Source organism: Mesorhizobium sp. LSJC269B00, assembly GCF_000502815.1.
In the GTDB taxonomy this organism is placed as follows: Bacteria; Pseudomonadota; Alphaproteobacteria; order Rhizobiales; family Rhizobiaceae; genus Mesorhizobium.
Map to the genome: position 1 here is coordinate 347,047 of NZ_AYVN01000002.1, position 26,085 is coordinate 373,131.

At 64.5% G+C, this 26,085-nt stretch carries 21 protein-coding genes and 1 pseudogene; 3 read left to right on the top strand and 19 right to left on the bottom strand.

Annotated elements, in window-relative coordinates:
* The first annotated feature begins 1 nt into the window (after position 1).
* Complete coding sequence (locus X771_RS158745) at positions 2 to 424, top strand: DUF6484 domain-containing protein (RefSeq protein WP_023687019.1); 423 nt, start codon at positions 2 to 4, stop codon at positions 422 to 424.
* Positions 425 to 589: 165 nt separating this feature from the next.
* Positions 590 to 1,597, top strand: a complete 1,008-nt coding sequence (locus X771_RS158740) for a hypothetical protein (RefSeq protein ID WP_198025810.1) — start codon at positions 590 to 592, stop codon at positions 1,595 to 1,597.
* Here the strand turns inward: X771_RS158740 and X771_RS158735 are convergent, their stop codons facing one another.
* The 18 genes and pseudogenes from X771_RS158735 to tssA form a co-directional block, all read right to left on the bottom strand.
* Positions 1,598 to 2,656, bottom strand: coding sequence for a hypothetical protein (locus X771_RS158735; RefSeq protein WP_023687021.1), 1,059 nt, complete (start codon positions 2,654 to 2,656; stop codon positions 1,598 to 1,600).
* Positions 2,644 to 3,732 carry a DUF2169 domain-containing protein gene (locus X771_RS158730; protein WP_023687022.1) on the bottom strand — a complete coding sequence of 363 codons (1,089 nt, stop codon included), beginning with the start codon at positions 3,730 to 3,732 and terminating at the stop codon, positions 2,644 to 2,646. The genes X771_RS158735 and X771_RS158730 overlap by 13 nt, the downstream gene beginning before the upstream one ends.
* Positions 3,733 to 3,735: 3 nt before the next feature.
* Positions 3,736 to 4,218 carry a hypothetical protein gene (locus X771_RS158725; RefSeq protein WP_023687023.1) on the bottom strand — a complete coding sequence of 161 codons (483 nt, stop codon included), beginning with the start codon at positions 4,216 to 4,218 and terminating at the stop codon, positions 3,736 to 3,738.
* Positions 4,218 to 4,640 carry a hypothetical protein gene (locus X771_RS158720; RefSeq protein WP_023687024.1) on the bottom strand — a complete coding sequence of 141 codons (423 nt, stop codon included), beginning with the start codon at positions 4,638 to 4,640 and terminating at the stop codon, positions 4,218 to 4,220. Before X771_RS158720 ends, X771_RS158725 begins: the two co-directional genes overlap by 1 nt.
* Positions 4,641 to 4,652: 12 nt before the next feature.
* Positions 4,653 to 5,513 carry a DUF4150 domain-containing protein gene (locus X771_RS1000000165805; RefSeq protein ID WP_023687025.1) on the bottom strand — a complete coding sequence of 287 codons (861 nt, stop codon included), beginning with the start codon at positions 5,511 to 5,513 and terminating at the stop codon, positions 4,653 to 4,655.
* Positions 5,514 to 5,515: 2 nt separating this feature from the next.
* Positions 5,516 to 6,055, bottom strand: a complete 540-nt coding sequence (tagF, locus tag X771_RS1000000165810; protein WP_023687026.1) for a type VI secretion system-associated protein TagF — start codon at positions 6,053 to 6,055, stop codon at positions 5,516 to 5,518.
* Complete coding sequence (gene tssM, locus X771_RS158715; RefSeq protein ID WP_023687027.1) at positions 6,037 to 9,573, bottom strand: type VI secretion system membrane subunit TssM; 3,537 nt, start codon at positions 9,571 to 9,573, stop codon at positions 6,037 to 6,039. Before tssM ends, tagF begins: the two co-directional genes overlap by 19 nt.
* A gap of 1 nt (position 9,574) precedes the next feature.
* Positions 9,575 to 10,900 carry a type IVB secretion system protein IcmH/DotU gene (icmH, locus tag X771_RS158710; RefSeq protein ID WP_023687028.1) on the bottom strand — a complete coding sequence of 442 codons (1,326 nt, stop codon included), beginning with the start codon at positions 10,898 to 10,900 and terminating at the stop codon, positions 9,575 to 9,577.
* A gap of 4 nt (positions 10,901 to 10,904) precedes the next feature.
* The gene (gene tssK / locus X771_RS158705) at positions 10,905 to 12,239 is read right to left on the bottom strand and encodes a type VI secretion system baseplate subunit TssK (protein WP_023687029.1); all 1,335 of its coding nucleotides are present in this window, start codon (positions 12,237 to 12,239) and stop codon (positions 10,905 to 10,907) included.
* Positions 12,240 to 12,397: 158 nt separating this feature from the next.
* Positions 12,398 to 12,850: a type VI secretion system lipoprotein TssJ gene (gene tssJ / locus X771_RS158700; RefSeq protein WP_023687030.1), complete on the bottom strand. Its 453-nt coding sequence runs from the start codon at positions 12,848 to 12,850 to the stop codon at positions 12,398 to 12,400.
* Positions 12,851 to 12,853: 3 nt separating this feature from the next.
* A complete protein-coding gene (gene tagH / locus X771_RS158695; protein ID WP_023687031.1) occupies positions 12,854 to 14,323 on the bottom strand; it encodes a type VI secretion system-associated FHA domain protein TagH in 1,470 nt (489 codons plus the stop codon).
* Positions 14,320 to 15,363: a type VI secretion system baseplate subunit TssG gene (tssG, locus tag X771_RS158690; RefSeq protein ID WP_023687032.1), complete on the bottom strand. Its 1,044-nt coding sequence runs from the start codon at positions 15,361 to 15,363 to the stop codon at positions 14,320 to 14,322. The genes tagH and tssG overlap by 4 nt, the downstream gene beginning before the upstream one ends.
* Positions 15,327 to 17,271: pseudogene (gene tssF / locus X771_RS01000000164740) on the bottom strand (type VI secretion system baseplate subunit TssF). The gene tssG and the pseudogene tssF overlap by 37 nt, the downstream one beginning before the upstream one ends.
* 3 nt (positions 17,272 to 17,274) lie before the next feature.
* Positions 17,275 to 18,030 carry a type VI secretion system baseplate subunit TssE gene (tssE, locus tag X771_RS158685; protein WP_023687033.1) on the bottom strand — a complete coding sequence of 252 codons (756 nt, stop codon included), beginning with the start codon at positions 18,028 to 18,030 and terminating at the stop codon, positions 17,275 to 17,277.
* A complete protein-coding gene (locus X771_RS158680; protein ID WP_023673716.1) occupies positions 18,017 to 18,466 on the bottom strand; it encodes an Hcp family type VI secretion system effector in 450 nt (149 codons plus the stop codon). The genes tssE and X771_RS158680 overlap by 14 nt, the downstream gene beginning before the upstream one ends.
* Before the next feature lie 52 nt (positions 18,467 to 18,518).
* The gene (tssC, locus tag X771_RS158675; RefSeq protein ID WP_023682611.1) at positions 18,519 to 20,024 is read right to left on the bottom strand and encodes a type VI secretion system contractile sheath large subunit; all 1,506 of its coding nucleotides are present in this window, start codon (positions 20,022 to 20,024) and stop codon (positions 18,519 to 18,521) included.
* A gap of 3 nt (positions 20,025 to 20,027) precedes the next feature.
* Entirely contained in the window at positions 20,028 to 20,564 is a 537-nt protein-coding gene (tssB, locus tag X771_RS158670) for a type VI secretion system contractile sheath small subunit (protein ID WP_023673718.1), read from the bottom strand.
* A gap of 6 nt (positions 20,565 to 20,570) precedes the next feature.
* The gene (gene tssA / locus X771_RS158665; protein WP_023687034.1) at positions 20,571 to 21,749 is read right to left on the bottom strand and encodes a type VI secretion system protein TssA; all 1,179 of its coding nucleotides are present in this window, start codon (positions 21,747 to 21,749) and stop codon (positions 20,571 to 20,573) included.
* A gap of 325 nt (positions 21,750 to 22,074) precedes the next feature.
* On the opposite strand from tssA, the gene tssH reads away from it, so the two are divergent.
* Positions 22,075 to 24,849, top strand: a complete 2,775-nt coding sequence (gene tssH / locus X771_RS158660; RefSeq protein WP_023687035.1) for a type VI secretion system ATPase TssH — start codon at positions 22,075 to 22,077, stop codon at positions 24,847 to 24,849.
* Here the strand turns inward: tssH and X771_RS158655 are convergent, their stop codons facing one another.
* Positions 24,850 to 26,085: a VWA domain-containing protein gene (locus tag X771_RS158655; protein WP_023687036.1), complete on the bottom strand. Its 1,236-nt coding sequence runs from the start codon at positions 26,083 to 26,085 to the stop codon at positions 24,850 to 24,852. It lies immediately after the preceding gene.

A 26,085-nucleotide genomic window follows, 5' to 3' on the forward strand; every position in this document is an offset into this window, starting at 1 on the left:
GATGGACGTTGTGGAGCGTATCGACGGTGTGGTCATCGGCCTTCTGATTGGCTTCGATGGAGGTTCGCCGCTCGTCGTTTTTGTTGGCAACCCAAGTGATACGGCGCTCAAGGCTCGCAGCCTCGCCTCTCTCGACGCTTCCTCGGTCGGCTCGGAAGTGGCGCTCCTGTTCGAAGCAGGTGACCCCGCCCGGCCGCTTGTGGTCGGACGGATAGTCGATCCGCGGCCCAGTGCGCATCCCGTTGAAGTGTTGCGCGACGGCGAGGCGGTGACATTGGACGCGCGCGATCGGATCGAGCTCAGATGCGGCTTGGCGTCCATCATTATGGAGAAGAACGGGCGCGTCTCTATCCGCGGCACACAGCTCAACAGTCATGCGACCGGTACGAACTGGATACGAGGGGCGGCCGTCCACCTGAATTAGGCCGAGCCAATGCAGCGCCTAGCAACTATCCCCGTCATCGTCGACCAGCACGCGGAGGACGCTGCGTTCCTCTGGTCTCGGCGGCGCCGCGAGATCGACGGTCCGGTTCTGGGCGAAATCGATATCGGCCGTATCGATCAGCGGCTCGACGCCAATCTTGAAGGCTTGTTCGCATCGGGTGAGGCCGCATGGGCGGCGGCAAACAAACGTTTCTCTGATTATCCGGAAGCCCCAGAACTCTTTGTCATGGCTTGCCTGGCTCTTCATTGGGGATTGGAAAAGCCGCTTGCAGCGGTGATCGAAGCCGCCGCCGCGCTTGGCGAGACTGGAATCAAGGGCATATCAGGCGCCATTGCCCGGACATCGCGCGAAAAACTCCGTCCTTTTGTCGCCACGTGGGTCGATTCCAGGGAAACGATACTCAAATGCATCGGGCTTGCGGCGCTCTGGCATCATCGCGCCGATGCCAGGTCGAGCCTGGGCGTACTGGTCACAAATGGCCAGACTGAGGTCCGCATGCGGGCGCTGCGGTTGGCAGGCGGGTTGCGACGCCGTGATCTGCTCCCGATGGTAATCGAGCGTCTCGCTGCCGACCAGCCGCAGGAGCGGCTGGCAGGCTCTTTCGCCGCTTGTCTGCTCGGCGCGAGCCGCACAGCTCTGCCTGTCCTTGATGATTTGCTCGCCTCCGCCAGTGTTCCGCAAGGTGAGGTGATCGACATCCGCTTACTCGCCTCGGACCAAACTTCCGCAAAGGCCTGGCTTCAGAAATGTCTGGACAAATCGTCGTTGCGACAGCCGGCTCTAGCCGCCATCGGACTGCTTGGCGACAGATCGATCGTCCCATGGCTGATCGAACGCATGCGCGAGCCGCAGTCGGCCTATGCCGCGGGCCTAGCTTGGCGCGATCTGTTCGAAGTCGATTTCAACGACACCAACGTCTTCACTGTCGATCCCGCGCTGCTTGGAAAGCAATTCGCCAAGATTGAGGACTCGCCGCTTCCAATAGCCGAACGCGCAAGTGCGTGGTGGGACCATGGGCGGGGACCGGGCAAACACGTCGCATTCCGCTCGATGCGTCGGCAGCGGCTCGCCGCGATCCACGCCTCTTTCGCCAACCCTGACCTCCCTTTGGCCGACTGGCGGCGTACGCAGCGCTTCCCTGCCTGGATGTAGTCAGGCGGACTTGACTTGGCTGACCAGCGCCGCCGCGCGCAACCCGGCTTCGGACGCGACCTCGCACATGGCGACCGGACCCGGCGCATAGCCTTCGGTGAAACTGTCGGCCGCCACCAGAAGCGCCAGCGCTCCGCCGGCCGCTCCCACCTCGCCGACAGTCATTGCTGGATAGGCAATCGGCAAGATTTCGCGCCGTGTGCGATAGAACCGAGACCGTGCGATGTTTGCCTCCCACCCGCTATAACGCTCCCCATTGCCATTGCTGACGACAAAGACGATGTCGGGCTCACGCGGACCATTGCCGGTCCCATTCAGCGCACCTTGAAGCGCACCGAGCAGTGCCTTGCCTTGGCTATATCGCTCCGTCAGAACAGTATCGGCTTCTTGGGCAAAGCCAGCGCCGTGGATGGCGGCGAGACCCGGCGACTTCGGATCCGGCCTCGATTGGAGGCAAACGAAGGCTGCCGCCTCTCCGGGAACGAGCCCTTGAGCGTTGTCGGAGCCCTTCAGCCGCCCCGCCTCGGCGAGCCGCGCAATATCCTTGTCGTTGACCATACTGTCGACGCCGCCGAGCAGGATACGCTCGACGCCAGGCTGGCCAAGTATCTCGGATAGTTGGCCAAGCACGCCGATGCTTGCGGCGGCACCGCCGTCGAGCGCGCGCGACGCTTCATGAAATGGGTTGCCGCACGCGCGCACAACGGCATTCAGGAAGCTGGACGGATCTTCTTCTTCGAAGGCTGCATGATTCCTGAACGGCTCCGGCAATACCAGCAGAAGTACGGTCGTGCGCGGGTCCGCTCCTGTCGATGCAAGCGCGTCAATGATCGCGCGCGCCGCCATGTTGACCAGCCAGTCCCAGCCCGTGGTTCTCAACGACCAGTGAGTGGGAATGCGCGAGACGACCTGCGACGCACCCATAGGCTCGGCCAGCAGGTACTCTTCGTAGGCGGAGAGCCCGGCGCGGATCGCGGCGAGCGTTTGCCGCCTGTTCAGGCCAGCAGGCGTCACCGCGCCACCGCCGACGATGTAGAGTGGCCGCGTCACGGCAGCCACGCCGGGCGTTCGGTGATGGTACCGTCAGTTCCGCGCAGCGCGAAATAGTCCTTGCCCTTTCGCTTCGCCGCAATCAGCGCCGGTGTGACATGGCCGAAGACAAGCTCCCGCAATGCAGGTCGATTGCGTCGCGTCGTCACGGTCACCCGGGCCTTGAGCGTCACCCGAAACATATCGGGCTCGATGATGATCGTATCTGCCTTGAAAATTTGATCTTCGACACGGTCATCGAAGATCAGACGGATGGGCGCGACCACGCGCGGCAGCTTGAAGCTCCAGCGGCCACCGGGAGTCAGTCCTATCAGCGTGACCTGATCGCTGCCGTTGAGATCTGGAAGTTGCTGATCTGCCGGCGCCGCAAGATTGTAGCGCGGATCGTAGTCCTTCGGCGGTAACGGCCACTGGTTGTCGATCCAATTCTGATCATAGGTCCCTGCCAACCGCAGGCGCGGTTGCCAACCGCGTCCGAGCGCCCCGAAACCGGCCGGCCGCGGCTTGTCCGAGGGACTCATGAATGGTTCGGCCGGGTAGGTTATGTTTGGTGCCTGCGTCTTCACTGCTGGATCAACTGAGCGGGCATTGGCGAAGCCGACTCCCAGCGGGTTGCGTGGATCGGTCTTCAGATCAGCGTTGGTGCCGCCATAGGCGCGTTCATAGATGATGGGCATCCGTGTGAATGGATGCGGCGCGCTATAGCTGCCGGCATCGTAGATACGGTCTCCGACGATACTAAGCACCTTTTGCAGTGGTCCGAACTTCAGTCCCGCCTGCATTTCCCGGACCGGCTTGCCGTTTGGTGCACAAGCGGTGCCGTTGACGATGACGTCGATGCCGGGCTTCAGTATCGCAATATCGGCCTCGTATCGCGTCGATGAAAGGGCAGGATCGCCGAAAGGGACATCGCTGAGCGTCACCGGCAGTTGTTCCTCGGCAGGTTTCAGGAAGGTCATGTCCTCCGCGCCTTCGAAGCTCGCTGAGAAAAGGCCCAGAAAAACCTCCTGACCGTCCGCGTCAGGCAGCGTGTAAGACGCAGTCTCGAAAGGCGTACGGTTTTCCAACCAGACAGCAAAGCTCATCGCTCAGCACCAGGCTCTGTTCTCATCCATGCCGACCGGCCAGTACGGCATACAGGCGATCAGCCGTACCAGCTCCTTCTTCTTGGCGTCGATCAGCCATTGCAGAAGCAGGGTTTCAGGGTAGACGATCTCTCCAGAACTCTTGTTGAGATCACAGCAATCGAGCCAGTAGTTGCGTACAATCCAGACCACATTCCCATGCCCGGCTGCACCGGCTGCGCGCTTGTTGAACGCCTTGCGGATAGCCTCGTCGCGGCCCAACCCCTGCTGTTGTTGCGCCTTGACCGTGTCGGCCCACCAAGGCGCCGCCATCTCGTAGGCCATTTGGATATCGTCCAGGTAACCGTCGAAAAGATCCTGGTGCCGATCGGAACTTTGGGCGAGCTTACGCGCCGCGATTTTCGCATCCCGAGGCTCGACGTAGCCGGGCTGGCGTAGCAGGCGACGAATGCCGCGATCAGTTTCAAAGTAAGTGATCAGCGCCATCAGGTGATCTCTTCGTCCTGGTCGAGCCCTATCGGCACGAAAATGAAGCCGTTGACCACCTCGGTCAGATCAGGCGCTTTGCTGGGGATATCGTCGATTAGCAGGTCTATGTGGCCAACATAGCGCGGGCTGTCGCCAAGGTCGTCGACACCCCATTTCTCCTCAGGTGACTTCTCGGCCTCTTCCACGAACTCGTGCTCGTTCTTTCGGTTTAGGTTCTCCACCTCGAAATAGGACATTCGAAAGACATTGAGAAAGCGCGGGTGTCCGGAGATTCCAGTCGGCCAGATTAGGGAGATGGCATCAAAGGTTTCTGCCGCGACGATGCCGTTCCACCAGGCTTTGATCTCAGGGAGGAGCGCGCGCAGTTCCGCTATGTAGCGCTGCTGGATGTCGTCATAGCTCTTGGCAATCTCGATCATGGCTCATCTGTCTCACAGCTTGGCGGCATAAGCTTCAGCCTGACTTCCCTGACTGCGATAATGCGCTTCACAGTGAGGTTTCACCCGACTTGCCCGTTCGAAATACTTCTTGAAATCCGCAAGTTTCATATTGCATCCTCCAAGCGCCCAGGCCACGCACAGCGGTGGCTGGTGGTCATGGGTCATATGACCTGGGCCGCGCGCCATATCCTTTCCATGGACAGGATCCTCGTATCGCGTAAGCGTTCCGCCGCTTGGCCTTACAGTGCGCCAGTGCGCACGCTTCACCCGTTTGTCGTCTCGCGCGCATTCCCAACATGGTTTATTGCGGACTGCCTTCTTCTGCTCTGGGGAAGGATCCTTGTCTGGCCGGTGGACCGTTGCATCGTAAGGCTTGCTGGGACAGGGGCCTGGCGGGATACCTTTGCGTCTCAACAACGCCTTGAAGGTATTGATCGCCGTCTGATCGATGCAGTTGGGCAGATCGCTGGCCGTGTTCTGCGCCATCATGTCGCCATGGCGGTCGACCCCCTTGCCTTCGGCCTTGACCGTAAACGACCACAGTTTGAAGACACCCTTGCCCTTGATCTTGTGGGTGATGACGCCTGCACCAAGACCTTGGGTTGCCGGCTCGTTGCCGGTGCTGGTCGATATCTCTGAAGAATTCTCGATCGCCGTGGGTTCGCCGTCGATCTTGACGCTTTTGGTGCCATTCGACAGGTCGGAGGAGGACAGCATATTGACATAGGGCACCGGCACCGGGCCTGCCGGCGGTGACGGCGGCGACAGACAGACATCGCCCGGCGCGATTCCCTTGCCATTGCTGCCCTTATGGAAGAAACCCATGTTCTCAGCAAAGACGGTAATGGCCATGTTCAGCTTTCCTCTGCCGGCAGAGGCGCCGTGCGCATGATAGGCAGGCCGTTGTCGGCCAGATCATGAATATCTTTGAAATGGCATTCGTGGACGCTCCAGCCGTCGCACCAGAAGACTATTCCGGGCTCCGTGCTGTTGGTTGGCGGCAACGGAACCGCGTGGAGACGCTCGGTGACCATGGCGCTCGTCCAGTAGTGCGACACCGCGTCGCCCGCGATCCCGGAAACCGCATCGAACCATCCGTCATCCATGCGGGGCGAGAGTCCGATGGCGGCGACCACGAATGGATATCTCCGCCCGACACGATCCTCGCTCATCCGCCACGCGCCCGAGCAAGGCTGGTCGCAAAATATGCCAGCCGGCACCCTAAAGCGCCACACACGCGGGTCGAGTTCACCGCCGTCGGGCCTCTCACGCAGCTCCATCGACATCCAGCGGTCCCAGCGGTCGATGAAGGTCCGCGGCAGGTTTGCGGCGACGAAATCTCCGGTCACCGGAATCTTGCCAAAGAAGCCGGTGTTCAGATCTGCGGCGGACATGAGAATTTCTTGAACATCTGGAGGTTGTAGGGATTTTCGACACTCGCCGCCTTGAGCTTGAAATCGGCGTACATGCCTTCCGTCCCCAGCCGCAGGCTGTAGACATCGGACAGCGACGTCCCGGTGAAGCGGCCGCCGCGCAGCATCCTCAGCCACGCCCAGCTGCCGGTCTCGTTGAGCATGATTTCGGGCGAGCCGTCGATCGGCTGGAAGGCGAGCGAGATGACGCCGGTGCCGTCCTTGCCGGGCCACGTCATCGGCTGAGGTCGCGTCGCATTGTTGAAATAGACCAGGTTCTGGCCGTCGAGGTTGAGCGTCACGCGGGTGACGTTGGGCGACAGGTCGGTCGGCTCCAGCGTGAACGCCATCACCGGGCCCTGACCGCCGGGAAAGAGATCGTCGCGGATGCGCCGCGCCTGCTCGAAGGCGGCGAGCGCCGATGGGTCGAGGCCGAAATCGGCACGCCATTTCCAAGGCTGCGCCGAGGTGTCCACATAGCTGATCAGATGGTCGTTGATGAAGCCGTCGATCATCCCTGCCGGTCCGAACAGGCGGGCGAAGTCGCGCACATTGACGTCGACGGCGCTGTCTGGGCTGAACGGATAGCGGTCGTTGAGCGCGGCCTGGCAGAAGGGCAGGATATCGGCGCGCCAGATGGCGTTGAGCTCGGAGGCCACGGCCTTCTGCGTCAACCCGCTGGTGTCGCCGGCAATGCCGCTCAGCCAGGTGTTGACCGGGTCGGGCAGGATCTGTGCCTGGCGGGCGACGGCGCCGGTCAGTTCGGCCAGCCCGCCCTGTTTCTTGATCGCGTCCTGCGGGTCGGGATTGGCGGTCACCGTTTGCAGCACATTGGACAGCGCCGTCAGCGCAACGACCGCGGCATCGAGCGCCGGCGGCTGGCCGTCGACCTCGGCAATCGTGCTCTTGAGCGGCTTGAAGTGTTCGGCCACCAGCGTGCCGGTCAGGTCGACTTCGCTGGCCGATCCTGCGCGCGGCAGCAGCTTGGCGCCAGTCTTGACGATCTTGCCCAGTTTGCCGAGTTTGCCCAGCAGTTTCGAGCCGCCCTTCGCCGCCGCCTTGTCGTCGGTCGGCGCCTCGTCCGAGCGGGTGAGGTCGACCTCCTGGACCACCGCCGTCAGCAGCCGCTTCAGCGCGGAATCGGCGCTGGAAAGGTCTTTCAGATTCTCGCTGGCAATGTTGAGGTCGCTGAGCGGCGCCAGCCGCATGTCGCGCAAAAAACTGTCCCACTGCGCGATGTAATCGTCATAGTAGAGCTTCAGGATATCTTCCGACAGCGCCGACACCGAGGTCTCGGAATTTTCCGAGCAACCGCCGGCAAACACCGCGCGGTCGAGTGCCGCCTGGGCGGCCACATCCTCGACCCGGTCGAGGATCGCGTCGTGGAAGCCGTCATAGGTGAAGGCGCCTGATATGCCGACGCGCAGCGTCTTGTCGGAGCGTCGCGAAAACACCTTGGCGCCGTTCGGCCCGGCGAAATTGGCGGGGATCCATTCCTTCAATCCGGCCACCGCCGGATCGGCCAGCAATTGCTTGTAGGCCCGCGCCGGCAGCGAGATCGTGCAGACCGTTTTCAGCGCTTCGGCGACCAGCGCCTGGTCGGGCGCGATGTAGCTGTCGTCGACCGCCATGCGCCGGATCGCGGCCAACTGGTGTTCTTCCGCATCGGCGGTCGGGAAGGGCGCGGCCGGCGCGAATTCGGGCAGGTCGTTCACCCACCAATTCTCGACGAAGTCGGAGTCCATCTGAGACAGGCCGGTCATCATGCGGTAGGTCTTGAGCGCCCCCAGCATGAAGTCCGGATCGCGGATCTGCCGCCACATGGTCGCTTCGAGCAACGCCACCATCCGCGGCTCCAGCACGTTGCGCAGAGCGTGGTCATAGGTGTCGGTCTGCGCCCGCATCATCTCGGCCGAAGCCGATGGTCCGAGCAGGTCCTGTGCCTTGTTGGGAGGCGCAGTCCTGGCATTGGCGACTTCGTCCATGGCGGTCAGGGCAACGTCCATAGCCGGCTGCAGCACCGAGGCGGGCGTCGCGGCGGTCGACGTCAGCGGCGCCTGCAGTGCTTCGAACTGGCCGGCTTGCGCGGCGATGGCGTTGCGATTGTCGTAGTAGGACCAGGTGAACAGGCCGCCGGCGAGTATGGCCGCAGCCGCGCTGGCAGCGGCGGCACCGCGCCAGATCCAGCTGCGGCGGCGCTGCGCCAGCGGATCGAAGGTGCCGAGCCCGGCCTCCTTGAAGATCACCTCGGTCAAAAGGTTCTTGAGGAAGAAGCTGCGCTTCTCGAAGCGCTGCGTCGGCATCGTGCGTCGTGCCGGCAGGCCGAAGGAGGAGGCGAGCGCCGCGGTCAGCCGGTCGATCGGCGCGCCTTCCTGGGTCGCCGAGGTGAGATAGAGGCCGCGCAGCCAGGCTGCCTCCTCGTAGCGGCTCTCGCCGAACATCGCCTCGACCAGCACCTGGATCGGCTCGGACAGGCTTTGCAGCTGTGCGGGAAAGCGGAAGATCTCGGCCCGTTCGGCCAGCTTGTCCTCATCCTCCAGCCGCGGCACCAGCCGCTTTTCCAGCTCCCTCGACAGCGTCGTGATTTCGCCCGCGATCGCCTTGGCATCGACGCGCGCGTCGAGCGGGAAGGTCGTCCCCCATACCTGTTCGCGCGCCGCCGTCGACAGGCCGCCGAAGAAAGCCTCGAAGCCTCTGATCAGATCGGCCTTGGTCAGCATGAGATAGACCGGCAAGCGGATTTCCAGCCGCTCTTCGAGCTCGGCCAAGCGCCTGCGGATCTTGCGGCCATGCGCCTTGACGGCTTCGTCGCCCTCGGACAGCGCGTCGATCCCAAGCGCAACGATGACGCCGTTGAGCGCACGACGGCCACGATGCTTCTTCAACAGATCGAGGAAGCCCAGCCATTCCACGGCGTCGACATCGGGCTGGCTTTCCTGCTGGACATAGCGGCCAGCGGTGTCGATCATCACTGCGTTTTCGGAGAAGAACCAGTCGCAGTTACGGGTACCGCCGATGCCCTGCAGATCGTCGGTGAGGTCGATCGGAAAGTTGAGGCCGGATTGGCGCAAGGCCGTCGTCTTGCCGGTCGCCGGGGGGCCGACGATCACATACCACGGCATCTCGCGCAGGAACTTGCGGCCGCCGAGCTTGCGGCGCTTCAACTCGACCATGACGTCCTGGAACTTGGCGCCGACCGCGGCGACGTTTTCCTCGCCCGGGCTGAGCCGCTTTTCCTCGACCGGGGCGGAAATCTCGGCGACGAACATGCGGTTGGCGCGGATCGCGCGGCGCTGCGCGACAATCAGCCAGATCAGCCAGAAGATCACCAGAAGAGCGATGATGACGATGCGCACCGTCTCAGACGCCATCGGCACATAGTCGCCGACCCGTACGATCGGGCCGAATACCCAGATGATCAGCGACAGCAGCGCCAGGCCGATCAGCGTCCACAGGAAACGCGAAGTCAGGACCGCCCAGAGGAAGCGCAGGATGAACATGTCACAGCCTCTTTTCGACCAGCACTTCGACGCGGCGGTTCAAGGCCCGCCCTTCGCGTGTGCCGTCGTCGGCCACCGGATCGGTGGCGGCCCGGCCTTCGGAGCGCACGCGCTCCTTAGGCACGCCGTTCTGAACCAGGATATCGGCAATTTCCGCGGCGCGGGCTTCAGACAGCCGCTGGTTGGTGGACAGTGGGTTGGTCTTTTGCAAGGGAACGCCGTCGGTGTGGCCGACCACGGTGATATCGCCGATCAACTCCTGATTCTCGAGGATCACCTTGGCGACCGAGGCGATGAGCGGATCGAAGCCGTCTGTCAGCTGTGCTCGCGACGACTGGAAGAGTTCGGGATTGGAGGCCTGGATGACCAGCCGCGCCAGCGACACGCTCTCCGTGCCGCTCAGCGCTCTCTTGAGCTCGTCCGGCGCCGCCGCCTGGAATTCCGGCAGCAGCGCGAAATCGACCGCCACCGGCGGCGGCGCGTCGACCTTCGGCGAAGCGCGGGTTACATCCGTACGCGTCGGCGGCGGCAAGGCGCGAACCAGCGCCGAAAGCTCGACCGCCTGGCTGCTCAGGCTCATCGACAGGCCGATATGGATGGCGGTGGCGATCACCGCCGCCGCCGCAACCATCACCCAGATCGGCACGATGAAGCGCTGCGGTTCGTCGGAGGCGATCACGCCCTTCCAGTTGGGCGAAAGCGGTGCGCCTTCGGCGTCGCTGTCGCGCAGGAAACGCGCCGCGGCCACACGCACCGCATTGAGCGAACGGTCGCCGGAGCGGCCCGGAACGCGATATTTGCCGCGGAAGCCGAGCGCCATGCAATGATATTGCAACTCCAGCATTTCGCGGTCGCGATTGGGATGGCGTTCAAGCTCTTCGAGCCGGGCGAAGAACTGCGCGCCGGCATCGACGTCGCCGCGCAGCATCACCACCAGCGGCTGGCGTGGCCATGCGCTGGCGCCGCCCCACGGCGTGTTCAGCGCCAGATCATCAAGCAACGCAGCCACCAGCCACGCGGCCTGGTCGGCGCGCTCGAGCGAGGAGCCCTGCGCCATGGTGGCGTCGCGGCAGCGCACAAGTTCGTCGAGCAGCCTGGTGCGCAGGGCTTCCGGGTTCTCAGGCGGCTGCGCGTTTTCGAGTTCGGGTGCAAATTCCAGCAGCGGCGAGAACGCGTTGACGAGCACGTTCGGATGCGCGCGCGCGGAGCGTTTCGCGGTCACGCCTGACGCCGGCAGCGGCATGGCGCGCGGCGTTGGCGCTCCGCTCAGCCGAATGCGCGTCCGCTCGCGATCCTCGGACAGTCCGAACGGATCGTCCCTGCTCATCATCTCACCTGTTGACCGAGTAGCAGTCGACCTGCGGTTCGCTGGGCAGCACGCCCGAAACGCCGATCACAAAACCCGGCGCTTCGAGCAGCGAGGCCCAGTGCTCGCTTTTCTGGTCCAGTTCGAGACACAGCCGGTCGCCGTCATAGGGAATTTCGCGCGGCTGCGAATGAAGGGGCTTCAGCGGAATGCCGGGCAGGCGTGATTTCCACAGCCCTTCGAATTCGCTGGCCGAGCCGACCGTCGCCTGGTTGACGAAAATCTTGCGCAAGGCATCCTCCGACAGTTCGGAGCCGATCCGCACCACGATGCGGCTCGCCACCAGAAGTTTCGGGTTGTCGATGCGGATCTTCCACACATTGGTGGCATGGCGCATGACCGGCAGGGCGCGCGATTTCGGCTCGATGTAGCGCAGGCTGAGAATCAGCGAACGCAGCGCGTCGGCCAGCGCCGAATAGGCGGGTCCGGGCGCCATGTGGTCGTAGACAGGCAGTTCGCCGAGCCGCCTTGCGCTCGAACCGTAGGTCGCCATCGAGCCGGCAAGGCCGGCAAGTTCCATGTAGACCTCGGCCGGATGGAACACGTCCTGCGCCAGCATGTGCGCCAGCCGCGGCCGCGCGGCGTTGACCAGGTTCAGGATCAGAAGATCCTCGACGCTGCGGCCGGGGCCGCCCAGCACCATCTTGCCATGCGCCTCGGCGATCTGGTCGAGGCCGGTGACCACTTCCTGCAGCAGGCGGCTGTACCAGGACGCCGCGCCGATGACCAAGGTCGGCGGCAGGAAGGTGTCGTCGAGCGCCACGCCGCCATCGGCGCGCACGCCCTTGAGCTCGGCCACCGGCAGCGCGGTGTAACCGCCGACGGCCGTGCCCGGCGCCAGCAACAGCGCCTGCGGCCGCGCAATCTCGATTTCCTCGGGGTCGGAGCCGCCATGCACGGCGTCGCGCACCCAGACGATCCGGCCGCGATAGCGTGCGCCTGACGGCTCGGCGTGAGCCGGGTCGAAGCCGACGCCGCCGGGCGGTTCGAGCGGCAGTGCGATCAGCACTGGCCCCGCGCCCATCTCCGGCGTCACCGCCAGCGGCCGCGGCGCATCCATCGTCTCAGGGATCGCGAACGGCGTCCCGTCGGGAAAGATGCCGCGCGCCGAAAGCACCGAGATCTGGCCGGCATCGAGCTGTGCCTGATCGAGCGTCAACGTTCGAAAGCCGAACGTATGCAGATGCCCGGCCTGCAAGGCGCCGCGCACCGTCGCTTCGAAGAAGCGGTCCTGTTGCTGGAAATGCTGGGTGCGAAGGAAAAGCCCCTCCGACCACAGCACCCTGTTTGCATCGCTCATGCCGGCACTCTCTGCTTCCTGCTCATCACCTTGGCGGCTTTGCGGATTTCGCCGCCCAATGCATGTCGCTCAAAAGTGGTCACGGTTTTGAGAGAACGACATGCATAAAAACAAAGACCTAAAGCGCGTCGCCTGATCGCGTTCAAACGCGACGCGCTTTAGGCGGAAATGCCGCCGCTGCCGAGCTTCACATTGACGGTGAACTTCGATCCCGGCGAAACCGATTTGGTCGTACGCCAGTTGCGCCCGCCGGGTTCCCTGATCAGCGCGACGAAGCCGAGTGCGGCCACTTCCGGCTCGACCGTGATGGTCTTCGATGCGGTCTTGCCGGGTCCGACGGAAATCGTGTCGGAGCCGATGAGATCGCCGCCAAGTGCGGAGCCGGCACCGCCCTGCAGGGCGAAATAATCGGCCGAATTGAAGGCGCCGGTGCTCTTCAGCCGCAAGACCATTACCGTTACCGGCCTGTCGCCGCCGCCCGGTCCCGGGTTCATGCCGGCCCCACCGGCCAAATTGACCGTTATGACGGACGGTTTAGGCGGGCCGCTCTGGCAAGCCGTCAGCAGTCCCGTAGCCCCGATGGCCAGAATGAATTCGCGTCTGTCGATCATGTCTCAGTCCTCCTCATATGCGTCCCTAAAATCAGCGCCGATTTCGCCCAGAAAGCGCGTCTCGGCGCTGTGAGCGATTTCACGGTGGCGTTTCTGGTACAATTCCCAGAGCTTGGCGCCGCGCCCGCCGGTCAGCAGATTGCCGATCGCCGAGCCCGACTTCAGTTCCTGCTCGATCGCCGCCGGATCGAAGCGGTCGATCATGCGCTTGAGCGCGCCTTGCACGCCGCGCCAGGCACGAACGTGGTGCTGCGCCAGATCGCGCACCGCGTCCTTGATCGCCGCTTCGGCGCCGAGGAAACCGGGGCTGCGCTCGGCCAGCATGGTCACCAGAGCATCGTCGACCGAAGGCAGGAATTTGAGCGGGTTGACCTCGGACGCGCCAACCACGGTCTGGGCGACGCGGGCGTTGCCCTTCTCTTCGGCGCGCTTGCGCAAAAGCTGCATCAGCCCTTCCATCATCAGCCGGTACTCGCGGCCGAATTTCTCCATGTCGGCAACCGGATCGCGGCCGGGAAAGCCGGGCTCGTCCACACCCATGCCGCGCAGGAAAGCAGCGCGAAGGTCCGCGTCCGGTTGTCCGGCCGACGGCCGCGCTGCAGCTTGCCGTACAGGAGGGCGGGGCGGTGGTTGCGGGGTTGGCTTTGGCGATGGCTCGGCCGCGCGAGCCGGCAGCTCCCAAGGCGCGGCGGAGGGAGCAGGCGAGGCCGCATCGATCGCGCCGCCATCCGTCGCGCCTGCGTCGAGACTGGTGGACTCGGCCGGGCCAAAACCAAACCCGTCATCGTAGGCCGGCAGCTTCTCGGAACTGGATCTGCTCGGCTCTCGCGACAGCGGTGCGGAATCGAGGCCGAAGGGATCGTCGAACAGCGGCTTGCCAACAGCCTTGTCGGGGGCGGTCTCGGGCGCAGGCGTCGCCACCGGGTCGAGGCTGAATGGATCATCGAACGCCTGCGAGCTGCGTTCATCTGCACGCGCGAACGCCCCGGGCACCGGCTTTTCGAATGGATCGGGCAGGTTGGCAGGGCGTGGCCGTCCCGGCTCTTCTTCCGTGGTGGACGAAAAGAAATCGTCGCCGCCGAGGCTGACCGGCGCCCGCGACGCCGCCGGCTTACTGGCAGGCGCTGAAGGCCTGGAGGCCGGCGCCTCGGTCTTCGCCGTCTGCAAATCGACCCACACCACATAGTCGCCCAGTCGCAGTCGCATGCCGCTTTGCAGGCGCGCGGTATTTCCCGCGCCGAGCGGGCTGGCGGCATCGTCGATGAACAACCCGCTGCTGGAGGTATCGGTGACGAAATAGCCGCCCTGCTTGCTGGTGATCTTGCAGTGGGCGCGCGAGACGAACATGTCGGGATCGTTGATCTGCCAGTCGGCGTCGGCGCTGCGGCCGATTACCAGCTCGCCCTCGTCCAGCCGCGCCTGCCGCGTGACTTGCGCGCGTGGTCCCTGTTCGAGAATCAGAAGCAGGCTCATGCCGCCACCTCTTCCCGCCAGCCGACGATGGTCCGCAACCGCATGTCGTCGGCGTCCCCCTTTTCGACCGGTCGCGCCAGCCAGGTGGTGCGGGCAAGCTGGACGGTGCCGAGCTTCGCCGGCGGCACTGCCTTTGCCGCAAGCACGATCCTGAGATCGACATCGATGGTCTCGCCGATCAGGTCGCGCACCGCCTGCTTCAACAACTTCAGCCGCTCGCCGCCGGGCAGGAACGCCTTGTAGTCAATATAGCTGAGCGCACCGATGCGCAGTTCGATTCGGCTTTGCCGGCTGAAGCTGCGCGGGCCGATGGTGGCGCTGCGGCCGAGTGTGGCATAGCTGCCGGCCAGCCGGCTCTGCAGCGCCTTGGGAATGGTCATCCAGGCGCCGACGAATTCCTTCAGCACCACCGGAACCTTGAAGGCTTCGGCAATGAACAGCGTCAGCCGTTCGGGACCCTCGACCTGGCTGGCGAGCGAGGCGGCCTGGCGAAGCTTTACCGCATCGAGTACGGCGTCCTGCGTGCCCGGCAGCCCAATGCCGGCCATGGCTTCCAGCATCGAACGGACTCGGCCGCCGACACCGCGTTCGACCTGCACGGCCGGATGCGCATCCGCCCAGGCGCGATAATAAAGCGCGATCATCCGGTGCTGCAGGATGTTGACGAAATCGACGAAGGTCGTGTCGCTCGTCTGCCGCGCCTCGGCGCCCGCATACCAGCGCTGCGAAAGCCGATCGAGCACCCAGCGCGTCAGATGCAGTGGCATCGGCCCTTCGGGTCCGAGCAGGCCGAGATTGTTGACCGTGACGCGTGCCGGCGACTTGTCCGTCGGCTCGCGGAAATCCACCACGTCCTGCACTGCGAAGGACAGCCGCACATTCTGGCCGAGCCTTGCCGGCTCGCGGTCCGGCCGGCCGGAATGGCCGAACAGGCCGCCTTGCCGTTCGAGCCGGCGCAGCAGTTCGAAAAAGTCGAAACTCTCGGACAGGGTTGCGGCTCGCTCTAGATCAGGTAGCGATTGCCGGGCGTCATCGGCCATGGCACATCCTCCTGTTTCTGGAGCAACCGCGTGCGCGTGCGCACGAACCCGTTAATGCCGGCATGGCGGGCAAACAGCCGCGACAGCAGGCCCGACAGCAGCAGAGTGCTCTGTCCCGCCAGCACCGACTGGTCGACATGCAGCGTCACTTCCGTGCCGCGGCCGAAGCACATCGGCCCTTCGATCGCCAGCCTTTCGATCACCGCGCGCGAGTCGATGCGCACGATCGAGCGCACATTGCGGGCGAGCCCGGGGTCGCCGCGCTCGGCATAGAGATCGAGCAGCGCGTGCAGCGGATCGACGCCGCGGCCTTCCTTGGCCAGGCTGANCGCGCTCGGCATAGAGATCGAGCAGCGCGTGCAGCGGATCGACGCCGCGGCCTTCCTTGGCCAGGCTGAGGAAGTTGAGCGCCAGCTGTGACACCAGTCGCCAGGCCAGGTCGTCGGCGCGCGACTCGCCGTCGGCGCCGGTCGGCAGCGCTGCCGGGATCGCCGGCTGCGGCGAACGCAATGCGCCGAGCAGCCGGACCGTCTCCACAGGGTCGCCGGCTTCCAGCGTCAGGGTCGGCGTGTCGTCGAGGATGGCCAGGTCGCGATTGGTGCAAAGCGCCATGATGTCGACGCGCTTCAGCGGCCGGTTAGCCTGACTGTGGACCGGGCGCGAAACCGCCAGGAAGACGTCGTCGCCGGCATAGGAGGTCCGCGTCACGCCCTGGCGCCGCTCGTCCTCGGTCGGCCGGCGCGGCCGCCGCTCCGTCGAATAGACCCAGCCGCTGCCGCGATTTTGCCCAAGGCTGAAGAGTTCCGGTATCTCCGCGTCGGGTCCCTCGGCATCGGCGTCTTCGACGCGGATGACGCGGTAGATTTCAAAGTCGCGCGCCCGCGTGCGGTCGGCATGCAGCACCTGGCGCGTCTTGCGCTGGTCGAGCTCGACGATGTTGCACTCGCGCTCGAAGAGATTGATGATCGGGGTGGCGAAGAGATCGAAATCCGCCGGCGTCAGATCGGCGAGTTCGGGCACCGGACGCCGGAACAGGAAGATGATTTCGAGCCCGGCCTGGCATTTGCGCACGACCGGCAGCAAGCCGGTGACGCGCCCATAATGGAAGCGCTCGGGCATCATGAAATATTCGCGCAGCAGGCGGTAGCCTTCGAAGGTCGGCCGCGTGCGCGGCATCAGCGCCTCGGCATCGGCAATGCCGACCATCTCCGGCGGCGGTAGCGGCGACAATGGATTGGTCTTGCCTTCCGGTCGAGCGCCGACACCAGAGCAGACTCCGAAGATGGCGTCGAAGATCAGCGGCGCCTTGGTGCGGTTGGCGAAATAGAAGTCGAGCCGGTCGAGCGCCAGTTCGTCGAGCTTGCCTTTGCCGGTCCGCGCCAGCGTGATGCGAAGTGCCGCTTCGCCGGCCTTGCCGGCGATCGGGCCGATGCCGGCGGCGGCAAGCGCGCTGCGGTCCTGGAAATAGCCGACCGAACTGATCGCGATCGGAAACAGCGTCATGTCCTGCGCGGTGGTGAAGGTGCAGCGTGTCGACAGGCCGGCCTGCAGGCTGGAGACCAGCCGCGTGCCGCGCTTGACGACGTGGCCGGCAAGCATTGTCTGCACCTGCTGGCCGGGCTTCAGCACCACCATGGCGGTTGCCGGCGCCGGCGTGACGAGATCGGGATAAAGCACGTCGAGGATGCTGCGCGAAAACCGCGAGCGCTCGGCATCCACCTTCAGGCGCGTGCGCGCGGCGAGGAAGGCGACGCCGTCGAGCAGCCGCTCGACATAGGGGTCGGGACACGGCACCGTATCCAGCGACAAATTGCGGGCAACCGCCGGATGCATGTCGGCGAACTCCGCCGCCAGCCCGCGTATGTGGGACAGTTCCTCCTCGTAATATTCTACGAAGACCCGGTCCATCTCTCAGGCTTCCCTGAACTCGGTGCGCGCCAGTCCGTTGTCGAGATTGATCGTCGTGCGCAGGCGCATGCGCTCGGGCGTCGGCGTCATGATCAGCACGGCGTCGATCTCGATCTTCAGGCCGGTCTTGTCGCCGAGGTTGACCGTGACTTTCGTCGCGCTCTCCTTCAGCCGCGGCTCGAATGCGGCGAGCACGGCGCGGATCTCGCGTGCCAGAACATCGCGATCGAAGTCGCGCGACGACCGGCCGGAGAAGGACGGCACGCCATAATTGACAACGCTGCGGCGCACCTCCGGAAAGTCGGCCAGCGATGTCGGACTGTCGGTCATCTGCTCGGCCTCGAGATCGGATAGCAGCGGCGCGGATTCGAAACGCTCGGTGTTGAACAGCGCCTCGATGTCGCGCCGCACGGCCTCGCGCAGCACATCGGGCGACACCACGATGCCTCGGCTTTCAAGCTCGCCACGGTGCCGGTTCTGAAACGCCAGCCGGTGCAGCCGGCGCTTCTGATCGGGGTTCAATGCGTCATCGGCGTCGATGCGCCTCGGTCCGTCTGCCAGCAGCTCGTCCAGGCGCTCTGCGCCAAGCTCCTCCTGCAGAGCCTGCCTGAGCCCGTCTATCTCCGAGCTCAGGCCCGGCAGGTCGTTGACGAGGCGGTCCCACAGCGAAGGCTGTACCGCCTCGCGCTTGGCCCGTGAACCGCCCGCCTGTACCTTGTCGGCGGCAGGGCGCTTTGCTCGCCCGTCACTTGCCGACATAGACATCCATTTCGGCTTCGTCATTGTCGTCATAGACGAACTTGATCTTCTTGTAGGCGAAGGAGACTTCCTCCTGGATCAGGTCGGCTTCATCATCGGCCTGCGACATGTCGTATTCCATGATCGAGGCGTCGGTCAGGGTAACGACCAGATAGTCCTTGCTCTCGCCGTCGATGGTCCGCCGCGCGGAGAATTTGACCTCGTCCAGCGCCTTGTTTTCGAACAGGGCCTTGGCCAGATAGGGTGAGGCCTTGTCATAGTGCTTGGTGAACTTGATCATGCCCATCGACACGCGGCCTCGGCGCGAGAGGGAATTGGGGTCGTAGGGCGCGACCATCTTGTAATCGACGCCATGGATTTCGATCTCGTCGTCATGGCCGTCGCGTGTGCTGGGCCCCTTGATATCCGGAACTTTCAGAAAACCGTCGATCTTCATTGTGGGCATTTTCGTTCTCCACCGCTTTCAAACAAAGGTTTGGTTGCTGCAATCAGGTCTTCACGGACGGCAATTCCGACACCAGCCTAAGCGAGGCGTTGATGCCCTCCAGCTGGTAGTGCGGGCGCAGATAGAAGCGGGCGTTGTAGTAGCCCGGCCGGCCCTCCACGCTGTCGACCTGCACCTCGGCGGCGGCAAGCGGACGCTTGGCGCGCGCCTTGTCGTCGGCGAAGGCCGGGTTGGCCAGCACGTACCGGTTGATCCATTCGGTCAACCAGATCTGCATGTCGGTGCGTTCCTTGAACGAGCCGACCTTGTCGCGCGCAATCGCCTTGAGGTAGTGGGCGAAGCGCGAGACCGGGAACAGATAGGGCAGGTTGGCGGAGAGCCGCTCGTTGGACTGGGCGTCGGGGTCGACCAGGCGGCCCGCCCGCGTCTCGTCATCCTGCAGCGAATGGGCGCCGATAAAGGCCGCGAGATCGGTGTTCTTGCGGTGCAGGATCGGCATCAGCCCGAGCTTGGCCAGTTCCGCCTCGCGCCGGTCGTCGATGGCGACTTCCGTCGGGCATTTCATCGCGATCGAGCCGTCATCGGTCGGGAAGGAGTGCACCGGCAGGTTAAGCACAGTGCCGCCATTCTCGACGCCGCGGATCTGCGTGCCCCAGCCATAGAGCTTGTGGCTGCGGTTGATGTTGACGCCCATCGGGAAGGCGGCGTTCATCCAGACATATTTGTTGTGATCGCCCTGCACTTCCTCCTCGAAGGAGAAGCCCTTGACCGGCACGGTCTCCGAGCCGTAGGGCAGCCGCGCCAGCACGCGCGGCATGGTCAGCCCGATATAGCGCGCATCCTCGCTCTCGCGCAGCGATTGCCACGAGGCGTAGGCCGGGTTGGAGACGATCTGCTGCAGGTCCTGCGGGTTGGGCAGTTCCTGCCAGCTGTCCATGCGGAACAGCCGTGGCGAGGCGGCGGCGATGAATGGCGTGTGCGCCGAGGCGCAGATGCCGGAGATGTTGCGCAACAGGCCGACGTCGCGCGGGTGGTTGGAGAACTCGTAGGCGCCGATGACGCAGCCGATCGGTTCGCCGCCGAGCATCGAATACTCGTCGGTGTAGACCTTCTTGAAGATCGGGCTCTGGTCCCACATCTGGCCTTCATAGTCTTCGAGCGTATCGGCCAGCTGCTCCTTGGAAATGTTCATCACCCGGATCTTCAGCTTCTGATCCGTCTCGGTGTTGTTGATGAGGTACCAGAGGCCGCGCCAGGTGCCTTCCATCTGCCGCACTTCCGGCGCGTGCAGGATTTCGTTGACCTGGGTCGTCAGCATCTTGTCGATGCCGGCGATCAACGACTTGATCGACTTGATCGAGTTGGACGAAATCGTCGTCGTCTCGGAGCGCGACTGCGCCGCCAGAGCCAGGTTGCGAACCAGCTGCTGCAGCTTCTCGCTGTCGTCCTTCTTGACCTTGAAGTCCTTCTCCAAGAGCTGGCTGAATTCGCCGAGATCGACGGCCTCGGCCTCGGCGACGGATGCTGCGGTCTTTTGCTGTTCGGCCATGATCTATTCCTCACCCTTGTCGTCGGACAGCGCCTGGGCGGCGATCTGGCCAAGCAGCGGCTGGTTGTTCAGCAATTGGGCGATGCGCTTTTCGGCATCGACGCGGCCGTCCATGAAGCCGAGCAGCTCCTCGAGCTGGCGCCGCATCTTGAGGATTTCGGCCAGTTGCGGGACCTGTTCGGCGATCTTGTCGGGGGCGAAATCGCCCATCTTGGTGAAGGTCAGGTCGAGCGCCAGTTCTTCGTCGCGCTCCTGTCCCTCGGCCTGCGGCAGCGTGTTCTTCACCCGCGCCTTGACCCTGGGTCCCAGCGCTTCCATGAATTTGGGGAAGCGGTTGGCATCGGTCTCGACAAAGGAACGGTCGAGCACCGTCTTGGACGCTTCCCTGGTCTGCGATGCGCCCGACAGGTCGGCCATCACGCCCATGACGAACGGCAGTTCGATCGTCGTCGGGCTGCCGTAGGTTTCGACATCGTAGGCGATCTGCACGCGCGGGGCGCGATTTCGCTCGATGACCTTCGCTTTGCTTTCGGCTGGCATGTGTTGCTACCTTTCATCCTTCTGGGCAGTCTTCTTGGCGTCGGGAACGCCGGCGAGCAGCCGGAATTCCTTGAGCCCCGACGGGGCGAGGTCTTCCATCAGTTCAACGAAATCCATGTGCACCATCCTGCGCACCCGGCGGGCGAGATGCGGGATCGGGCTCGACGGCTCGGTGCGGTCGTAGAACGCGACCACAAGGTCGAGGCACTTCACCACATCGTCGCGCGAGGAAATCCTGTCCGGGAGCCCCGCACCGGTCTCCGCGTAGCTTGCCATCGTCTCGGCTCCATGACCGTTTCTGACCGGCGCGGCCGGGCTTGCCGGGGGAGCAGCCGGGCTGGCCGCCCCCTTCGTCGCTGCCTCTTCCGTGGTCTCGACCGCCGTATTGCGTTCCAGCGTCGTCAGCACGCGCTGCAAAAATCGTTTCAGGTCCGGGACGGCGGCCCCGTTGCTGTCAAGGCGGGCATTCAGCGCCGCATCGACCGCGTCGAGCGCCTCGATCGCTGCGTGCGCCCCGGCGATGAGCGCCGTCATCTGTTCACCGGCCTGGTCCTGATGGGCGGCACAACCGCTGCCCACCCGGTTCAGGAGCTGTCCGTGCGCGCTGACCAGTGCTGCCTTCTCCGTGGCATTCAATCCCGACGCCGCTTCCTGAAGCATGACGCGATCGTCGAGCGCACCCTGTTCGAGATCGCGTCCGCTGATCGGCCCGATGGGACGCGGCGCGAAGAAGACCATCTGCCTGAGGTTCGCCAGCAGGCCTTCCTGGCCGTTCTGCAGGTCGGCCAGCGCGTTGAGGCGGCGCAAGGCGGCCTCGCGTGGTTGGGGGCTGGCCCGCAGCGCCGGGTGCATCGTCTCCCAATGCGTCTCGAAGGTCCTTGCAATCAGGGTCAGGCCCTGTGCCAGTCCGGCCAATCCCTCTTCATTGGCCAGCGCCCGGGCGACAATGACGAGCAGGCGCAGGTCGCGGCCATGCGAACGCAACTCCTCGGCCTTGCCGAGCACGGCAGGCCAGTCGACCGGAATGGTCGATTGCGCGGCTGGCTTGTTGCGCCCGTCATGGACGACCTTGACCTGCGGCTCCGTGAGCCGCTCCAGCTCATGAAAAGCCGGATCGTTGCGCAAGTCTTCGCCTGACGGATTTTCACCGTCCAGCGGAGCAAGCCAGAGTGCGAGATCGATCACAGATACCCCCGGCGACCGGCTCTAAAACCGTACGTGACCCAACGTTAGCACACGGTTGCATATTCCCACAATTCGCCATCCGCTCAAAAGTTAACGAGCGCTAATGAATGTCGGTGCAACTGCGTCTCGGATGGCGCAATTCATGGCGTGCTTGGCCAACCTCGTATGTGAAGCGCATCGCATAGGATTAGAAAAAATCGTGGTTGTCTGCATTTGGCGGCGCGGGACTCTCCACAAAGGGAAAAGGCCGGCTGCATCAAGCGCTTTGTCAAGCGGCTGCTTATGTGGCAGGCTGTCGACGGGGCAGATTGCAGGAGCACGTTCGATGGAACAGCGCCGGTCGTCGCAGGGGTTCAAACGCAAGGAACTGGTTGGCAAGCTCAATCCGGTCTGCCTGCGCGCCTTCAAGGCCGCCGCCGACAGCGCCAAGCTGCGCGGCAATCCTTACGTCGAACTCGTCCATTTCATAGAACAACTGGTGCTGTCCGAGCGTTCGGATGTGCAGATGATCATTGCCGATGCCGGCGTCGATGCCAGCCGGCTTACCAGCGAAATGACCCGCGCCGTCGACAAGCTGCCCTACGGCGCCACCTCGATCGAGGAATTTTCCGACCACATCTTTCACGCCATCCAGGAGGCCTGGAACCTGGCGACGCTGGAATTCGGCATGGAGGAGGTCCGCAGCGCCCATGTCGTGCTCGCCTGCCTGAAGACGCCGGTGCTGGAAGGCCTGGTGGCGAAGATCAGCGGCGAATTCGACAAGATCGACGCCGACGGGGTCATCGCCCGCTTTGCCGAGGTGGTGGACGGTTCGCTCGAAGCCGGCGCCACGGCAGCAGTGGCTCCCACCGCGGAGGCGCCGCGGCGAGCTCCGGGCGGGGACTCCGCGCTGGCCAAATACGCCACAGACCTCACCCAGCGCGCCCATGACGGCAAGATCGACCCGGTCGTCGGCCGAGACCCGGAGATCCGGCAGATCATCGATATCCTGATGCGGCGCCGGCAGAACAACCCGATCCTGACCGGCGAGGCCGGTGTCGGCAAGACCGCGGTGGTCGAGGGGTTTGCCCTGCGCATCGCCCAGGGCGACGTGCCGCCGCCCCTGCAGGGCATCAGCGTGCGTATGCTCGACGTCGGCCTGATGCAGGCCGGCGCCAGCGTCAAGGGCGAGTTCGAGAAGCGCCTGAAGGCGGTGATCGACGAAGTTCAGTCATCCGAGACGCCGGTCATCCTGTTCATCGACGAGGCGCACACGCTGATCGGCGCCGGTGGTGCCGCCGGAACCGGCGATGCCGCCAATCTCTTGAAGCCGGCGCTGGCGCGCGGCGAATTGCGCACCATCGCCGCAACCACCTGGGCCGAGTACAAGCAGCACATCGAAAAGGACCCGGCGCTGACCCGCCGTTTCCAGGTGGTCAAGATCGATGAGCCGTCGGAAGCGGTCGCTGTGCTCATGCTGCGCGGTGTAGCCGGCGTGCTCGAACAGCATCACGAAGTGCAGATCCTGGACGAGGCGATCGAGGCGGCGGTCGGCCTGTCGCATCGTTACATCCCGGCGCGGCAATTGCCCGACAAGGCGGTCAGCCTGCTCGACACCGCTTGCGCCAGGGTGGCGATCTCGCAGCATGCGACGCCGGCCGAGGTCGAGGACATTTTGCGGCGCCGCCAGGCGCTGGAAGTCGAAAGCGGCATCATCGGCCGCGAGGCCGCGATCGGCATCGAAGTAACTGACCGGCAGGCGCGGGTCGAGGCCGGGCTCACTGAGGCCGGGACCATGCTCGCCGCCGCCGAGGAGCGCTGGGAGCGCGAAAAGGCGCTGGTTGCCGAGATCCTCGAACTGCGCGCGCGGCTGCGCGGCGACGGCGTCCCGCTCGATGCGGTGGCGACAGCTGAGGCCGAAGCCGAACCGGCAGCGCCGGACGAAGAAAAGACCAAGGTGCCCAAGGCCGAGACGCCCAAGGCCGAAACGTCCGAGACCGAAGCGCCGGCTGCCGAAGGTGCGCCGTCAGATCCTGCCGCCGATCTGGCGCGGCTGCGTGAACTCATGGCCGAGCTTGCCACCGCGCAAGGCGAGACGCCGCTGATCCTGCCGTCGGTCGACCGCAATGCGGTAGCTGCCGTGGTCCAGGACTGGACCGGCATCCCGACGGGACGGATGCTGTCCAGCCAGACCGAAAAGGCGCTCAAGCTGGCCACCACGCTGTCCGAACGTGTCGTCGGCCAGGATCACGCCATGGAGATGATTGCCAAGCGCGTGCAGACCAGCCGCGCCGGGCTCGGAGCGCCGGAAAAGCCGGTCGGCGTGTTCCTGCTCTGCGGCCCCTCGGGAGTCGGCAAGACCGAGACGGCCCTGGCGCTGGCCGAGACGCTCTATGGCGGCGAGCAGAACCTGATCTCGATCAACATGTCCGAATTCCAGGAGGCGCACACCGTCTCGACGCTCAAGGGCGCACCGCCCGGCTATGTCGGCTACGGCAAGGGTGGCATTCTCACCGAGGCCGTGCGCCGAAAACCCTATTCGGTGATCCTGCTCGACGAGGTCGAGAAGGCGCATCCCGACGTCCACGAGATCTTTTTCCAGGTCTTCGACAAGGGCATGATGGATGACAGCGAGGGAAGGCGCATCGACTTCAAGAACACGCTGATCCTGCTGACGTCCAATGTCGGCTCCGAAGTCATCATGGAGCGGACCGGCAACGGCACGGTGAGGGCAGGGCTCGACGGCCTCGATGCTGCCCTGCGCGCTCCACTGCTGAAGGTGTTTCCAGCGGCCTTCCTCGGCCGCGTCGTGACCATCCCTTACTATCCGCTTTCGGATTCGATGATCGAGGCCATCACCCGCCATCAGTTCGGCAAGATCGCGCGGCGGCTGCGCGCCAGCCACGACGCCGAACTGGTGATCGGCGACGGCGTCATGGCGCTGGTCAAGGCGCGCTGCACCGAAATCGAGTCCGGTGGCCGCATGATCGACGCCATCCTCACCAACACGCTGTTGCCGGAACTCAGCCGCGGCGTGCTGAACCGGTCGCTCGACGGCGAGAAGATGACCAAGGTGACCGTCAGCGCTTCCACTGACGGGTTTGCCTATTCGTTCGAATAGTCAGGCCTGACTGCTCGGCTCCGTCTCGGCGCGGATCAGCTTGATGTCGGCGCCGGCTGCCCAGGCGCCGATATCCTCGCGCCGCAACGCCGCCGCCATCATGTCGGGAAACAGGTCCGGCGTGCAGGCGAAGACCGGTATGCCCAGTGCCGCGACCGAAGCCGACATCGCCGGATCATAGCCCGGCCGGCCCTGATCGGTCAGCGCCAGCAGCACGATGACATTGACGCCGGACCGGACCAGCGCCGCAAGCCGCCGCAGCAAGTCCTGGCCGTTGCCGCCCTCATAGAGGTCGGTGATCAGCACGAAGTGGGATTTGGTCGGCCGCTCGATGCGGTCGGCGCAATAGGCGACCGCCTGGTTGATGTCGGTGCCGCCGCCGAGCTGCACGCCAAACAGCACCTCGACCGGGTCGCTGAGCTCTTCGGTCAGGTCGACGATGGCCGTGTCGAAACAGACCAGCTTGGTGCGCACGACCGGCAGCGACGCCATCACCGCGGCGAAAATCGAGGCGTAGATCACCGAGCTCGCCATCGAGCCGGACTGGTCGACGCACAGCACCACTTCGTCGAGATCGACCAGCCGGCGTTGCTTGCGCATGAAGCCGACCAGTTTTTCCGGCACGACGGTTTTGTGCTCAGGCTGGTAGTGGCGAAGATTGGCCGAGATGGTGCGCGGCCAGTCGATGTCGCGTTGGCGCGGCCGGTTGGTGCGTCGCGACTTGTCGAGCGCGCCACGGATCGCCTCGGCGGTCTTCTGCTCCAGCCGCTGCATCAGCTTGGCAACGATGTCGGCGATGATGGTGCGGGCGATGTCCTTGGTCTTGGCCGGCATCACCGAACGCAGCGAGATCAGGTCGGCGACGAGGTTGACGTCGGCCTCGATCGCCTTGAGGAATTCCGGCTCCATCAGCATCTGCTTCAGGTTCAGCCGCTCAAAGGCATCCTTCTGGACGATCTGGACCACCTGGGCGGGAAAGAAGGAGCGGATATCGCCCATCCATTGCGCCACGCGTGGCGCCGAGCGGCCGAGCCCGCCGCGCCGCTTGCGCGGGTCGGCATCGGCATTGGCGCCGTCGCCGTAAAGCGCATCGAGCGCCGAAGACAGTTTTTTGTCATCACTGGAAAGGGCGGAGGAAGCCTCGTCATCGGCGCCGATCGCCAGCCGCCAGCGGCGCTCGCGCCCGCTATCGGAGGATGCTGGGCCGGGTTCGGGCACTTCGGCTTCGTCATCCAT

What these genes read in the sequence shown, in the direction of transcription:
- X771_RS158745 (WP_023687019.1), top strand. Translation starts at nt 2, where the DNA reads ATGGACGTTGTGGAGCGTATCGACGGTGTGGTCATCGGCCTTCTGATT.
- X771_RS158730 (WP_023687022.1), bottom strand. Translation starts at nt 3,732, where the DNA reads ATGAGCTTTGCTGTCTGGTTGGAAAACCGTACGCCTTTCGAGACTGCG.
- X771_RS158725 (WP_023687023.1), bottom strand. Translation starts at nt 4,218, where the DNA reads ATGGCGCTGATCACTTACTTTGAAACTGATCGCGGCATTCGTCGCCTG.
- X771_RS158720 (WP_023687024.1), bottom strand. Translation starts at nt 4,640, where the DNA reads ATGATCGAGATTGCCAAGAGCTATGACGACATCCAGCAGCGCTACATA.
- X771_RS1000000165805 (WP_023687025.1), bottom strand. Translation starts at nt 5,513, where the DNA reads ATGGCCATTACCGTCTTTGCTGAGAACATGGGTTTCTTCCATAAGGGC.
- tagF (WP_023687026.1), bottom strand. Translation starts at nt 6,055, where the DNA reads ATGTCCGCCGCAGATCTGAACACCGGCTTCTTTGGCAAGATTCCGGTG.
- tssM (WP_023687027.1), bottom strand. Translation starts at nt 9,573, where the DNA reads ATGTTCATCCTGCGCTTCCTCTGGGCGGTCCTGACTTCGCGTTTCCTG.
- icmH (WP_023687028.1), bottom strand. Translation starts at nt 10,900, where the DNA reads ATGAGCAGGGACGATCCGTTCGGACTGTCCGAGGATCGCGAGCGGACG.
- tssK (WP_023687029.1), bottom strand. Translation starts at nt 12,239, where the DNA reads ATGAGCGATGCAAACAGGGTGCTGTGGTCGGAGGGGCTTTTCCTTCGC.
- tssJ (WP_023687030.1), bottom strand. Translation starts at nt 12,850, where the DNA reads ATGATCGACAGACGCGAATTCATTCTGGCCATCGGGGCTACGGGACTG.
- tagH (WP_023687031.1), bottom strand. Translation starts at nt 14,323, where the DNA reads ATGAGCCTGCTTCTGATTCTCGAACAGGGACCACGCGCGCAAGTCACG.
- tssG (WP_023687032.1), bottom strand. Translation starts at nt 15,363, where the DNA reads ATGGCCGATGACGCCCGGCAATCGCTACCTGATCTAGAGCGAGCCGCA.
- tssE (WP_023687033.1), bottom strand. Translation starts at nt 18,030, where the DNA reads ATGTCGGCAAGTGACGGGCGAGCAAAGCGCCCTGCCGCCGACAAGGTA.
- X771_RS158680 (WP_023673716.1), bottom strand. Translation starts at nt 18,466, where the DNA reads ATGAAGATCGACGGTTTTCTGAAAGTTCCGGATATCAAGGGGCCCAGC.
- tssC (WP_023682611.1), bottom strand. Translation starts at nt 20,024, where the DNA reads ATGGCCGAACAGCAAAAGACCGCAGCATCCGTCGCCGAGGCCGAGGCC.
- tssB (WP_023673718.1), bottom strand. Translation starts at nt 20,564, where the DNA reads ATGCCAGCCGAAAGCAAAGCGAAGGTCATCGAGCGAAATCGCGCCCCG.
- tssH (WP_023687035.1), top strand. Translation starts at nt 22,075, where the DNA reads ATGGAACAGCGCCGGTCGTCGCAGGGGTTCAAACGCAAGGAACTGGTT.
- X771_RS158655 (WP_023687036.1), bottom strand. Translation starts at nt 26,085, where the DNA reads ATGGATGACGAAGCCGAAGTGCCCGAACCCGGCCCAGCATCCTCCGAT.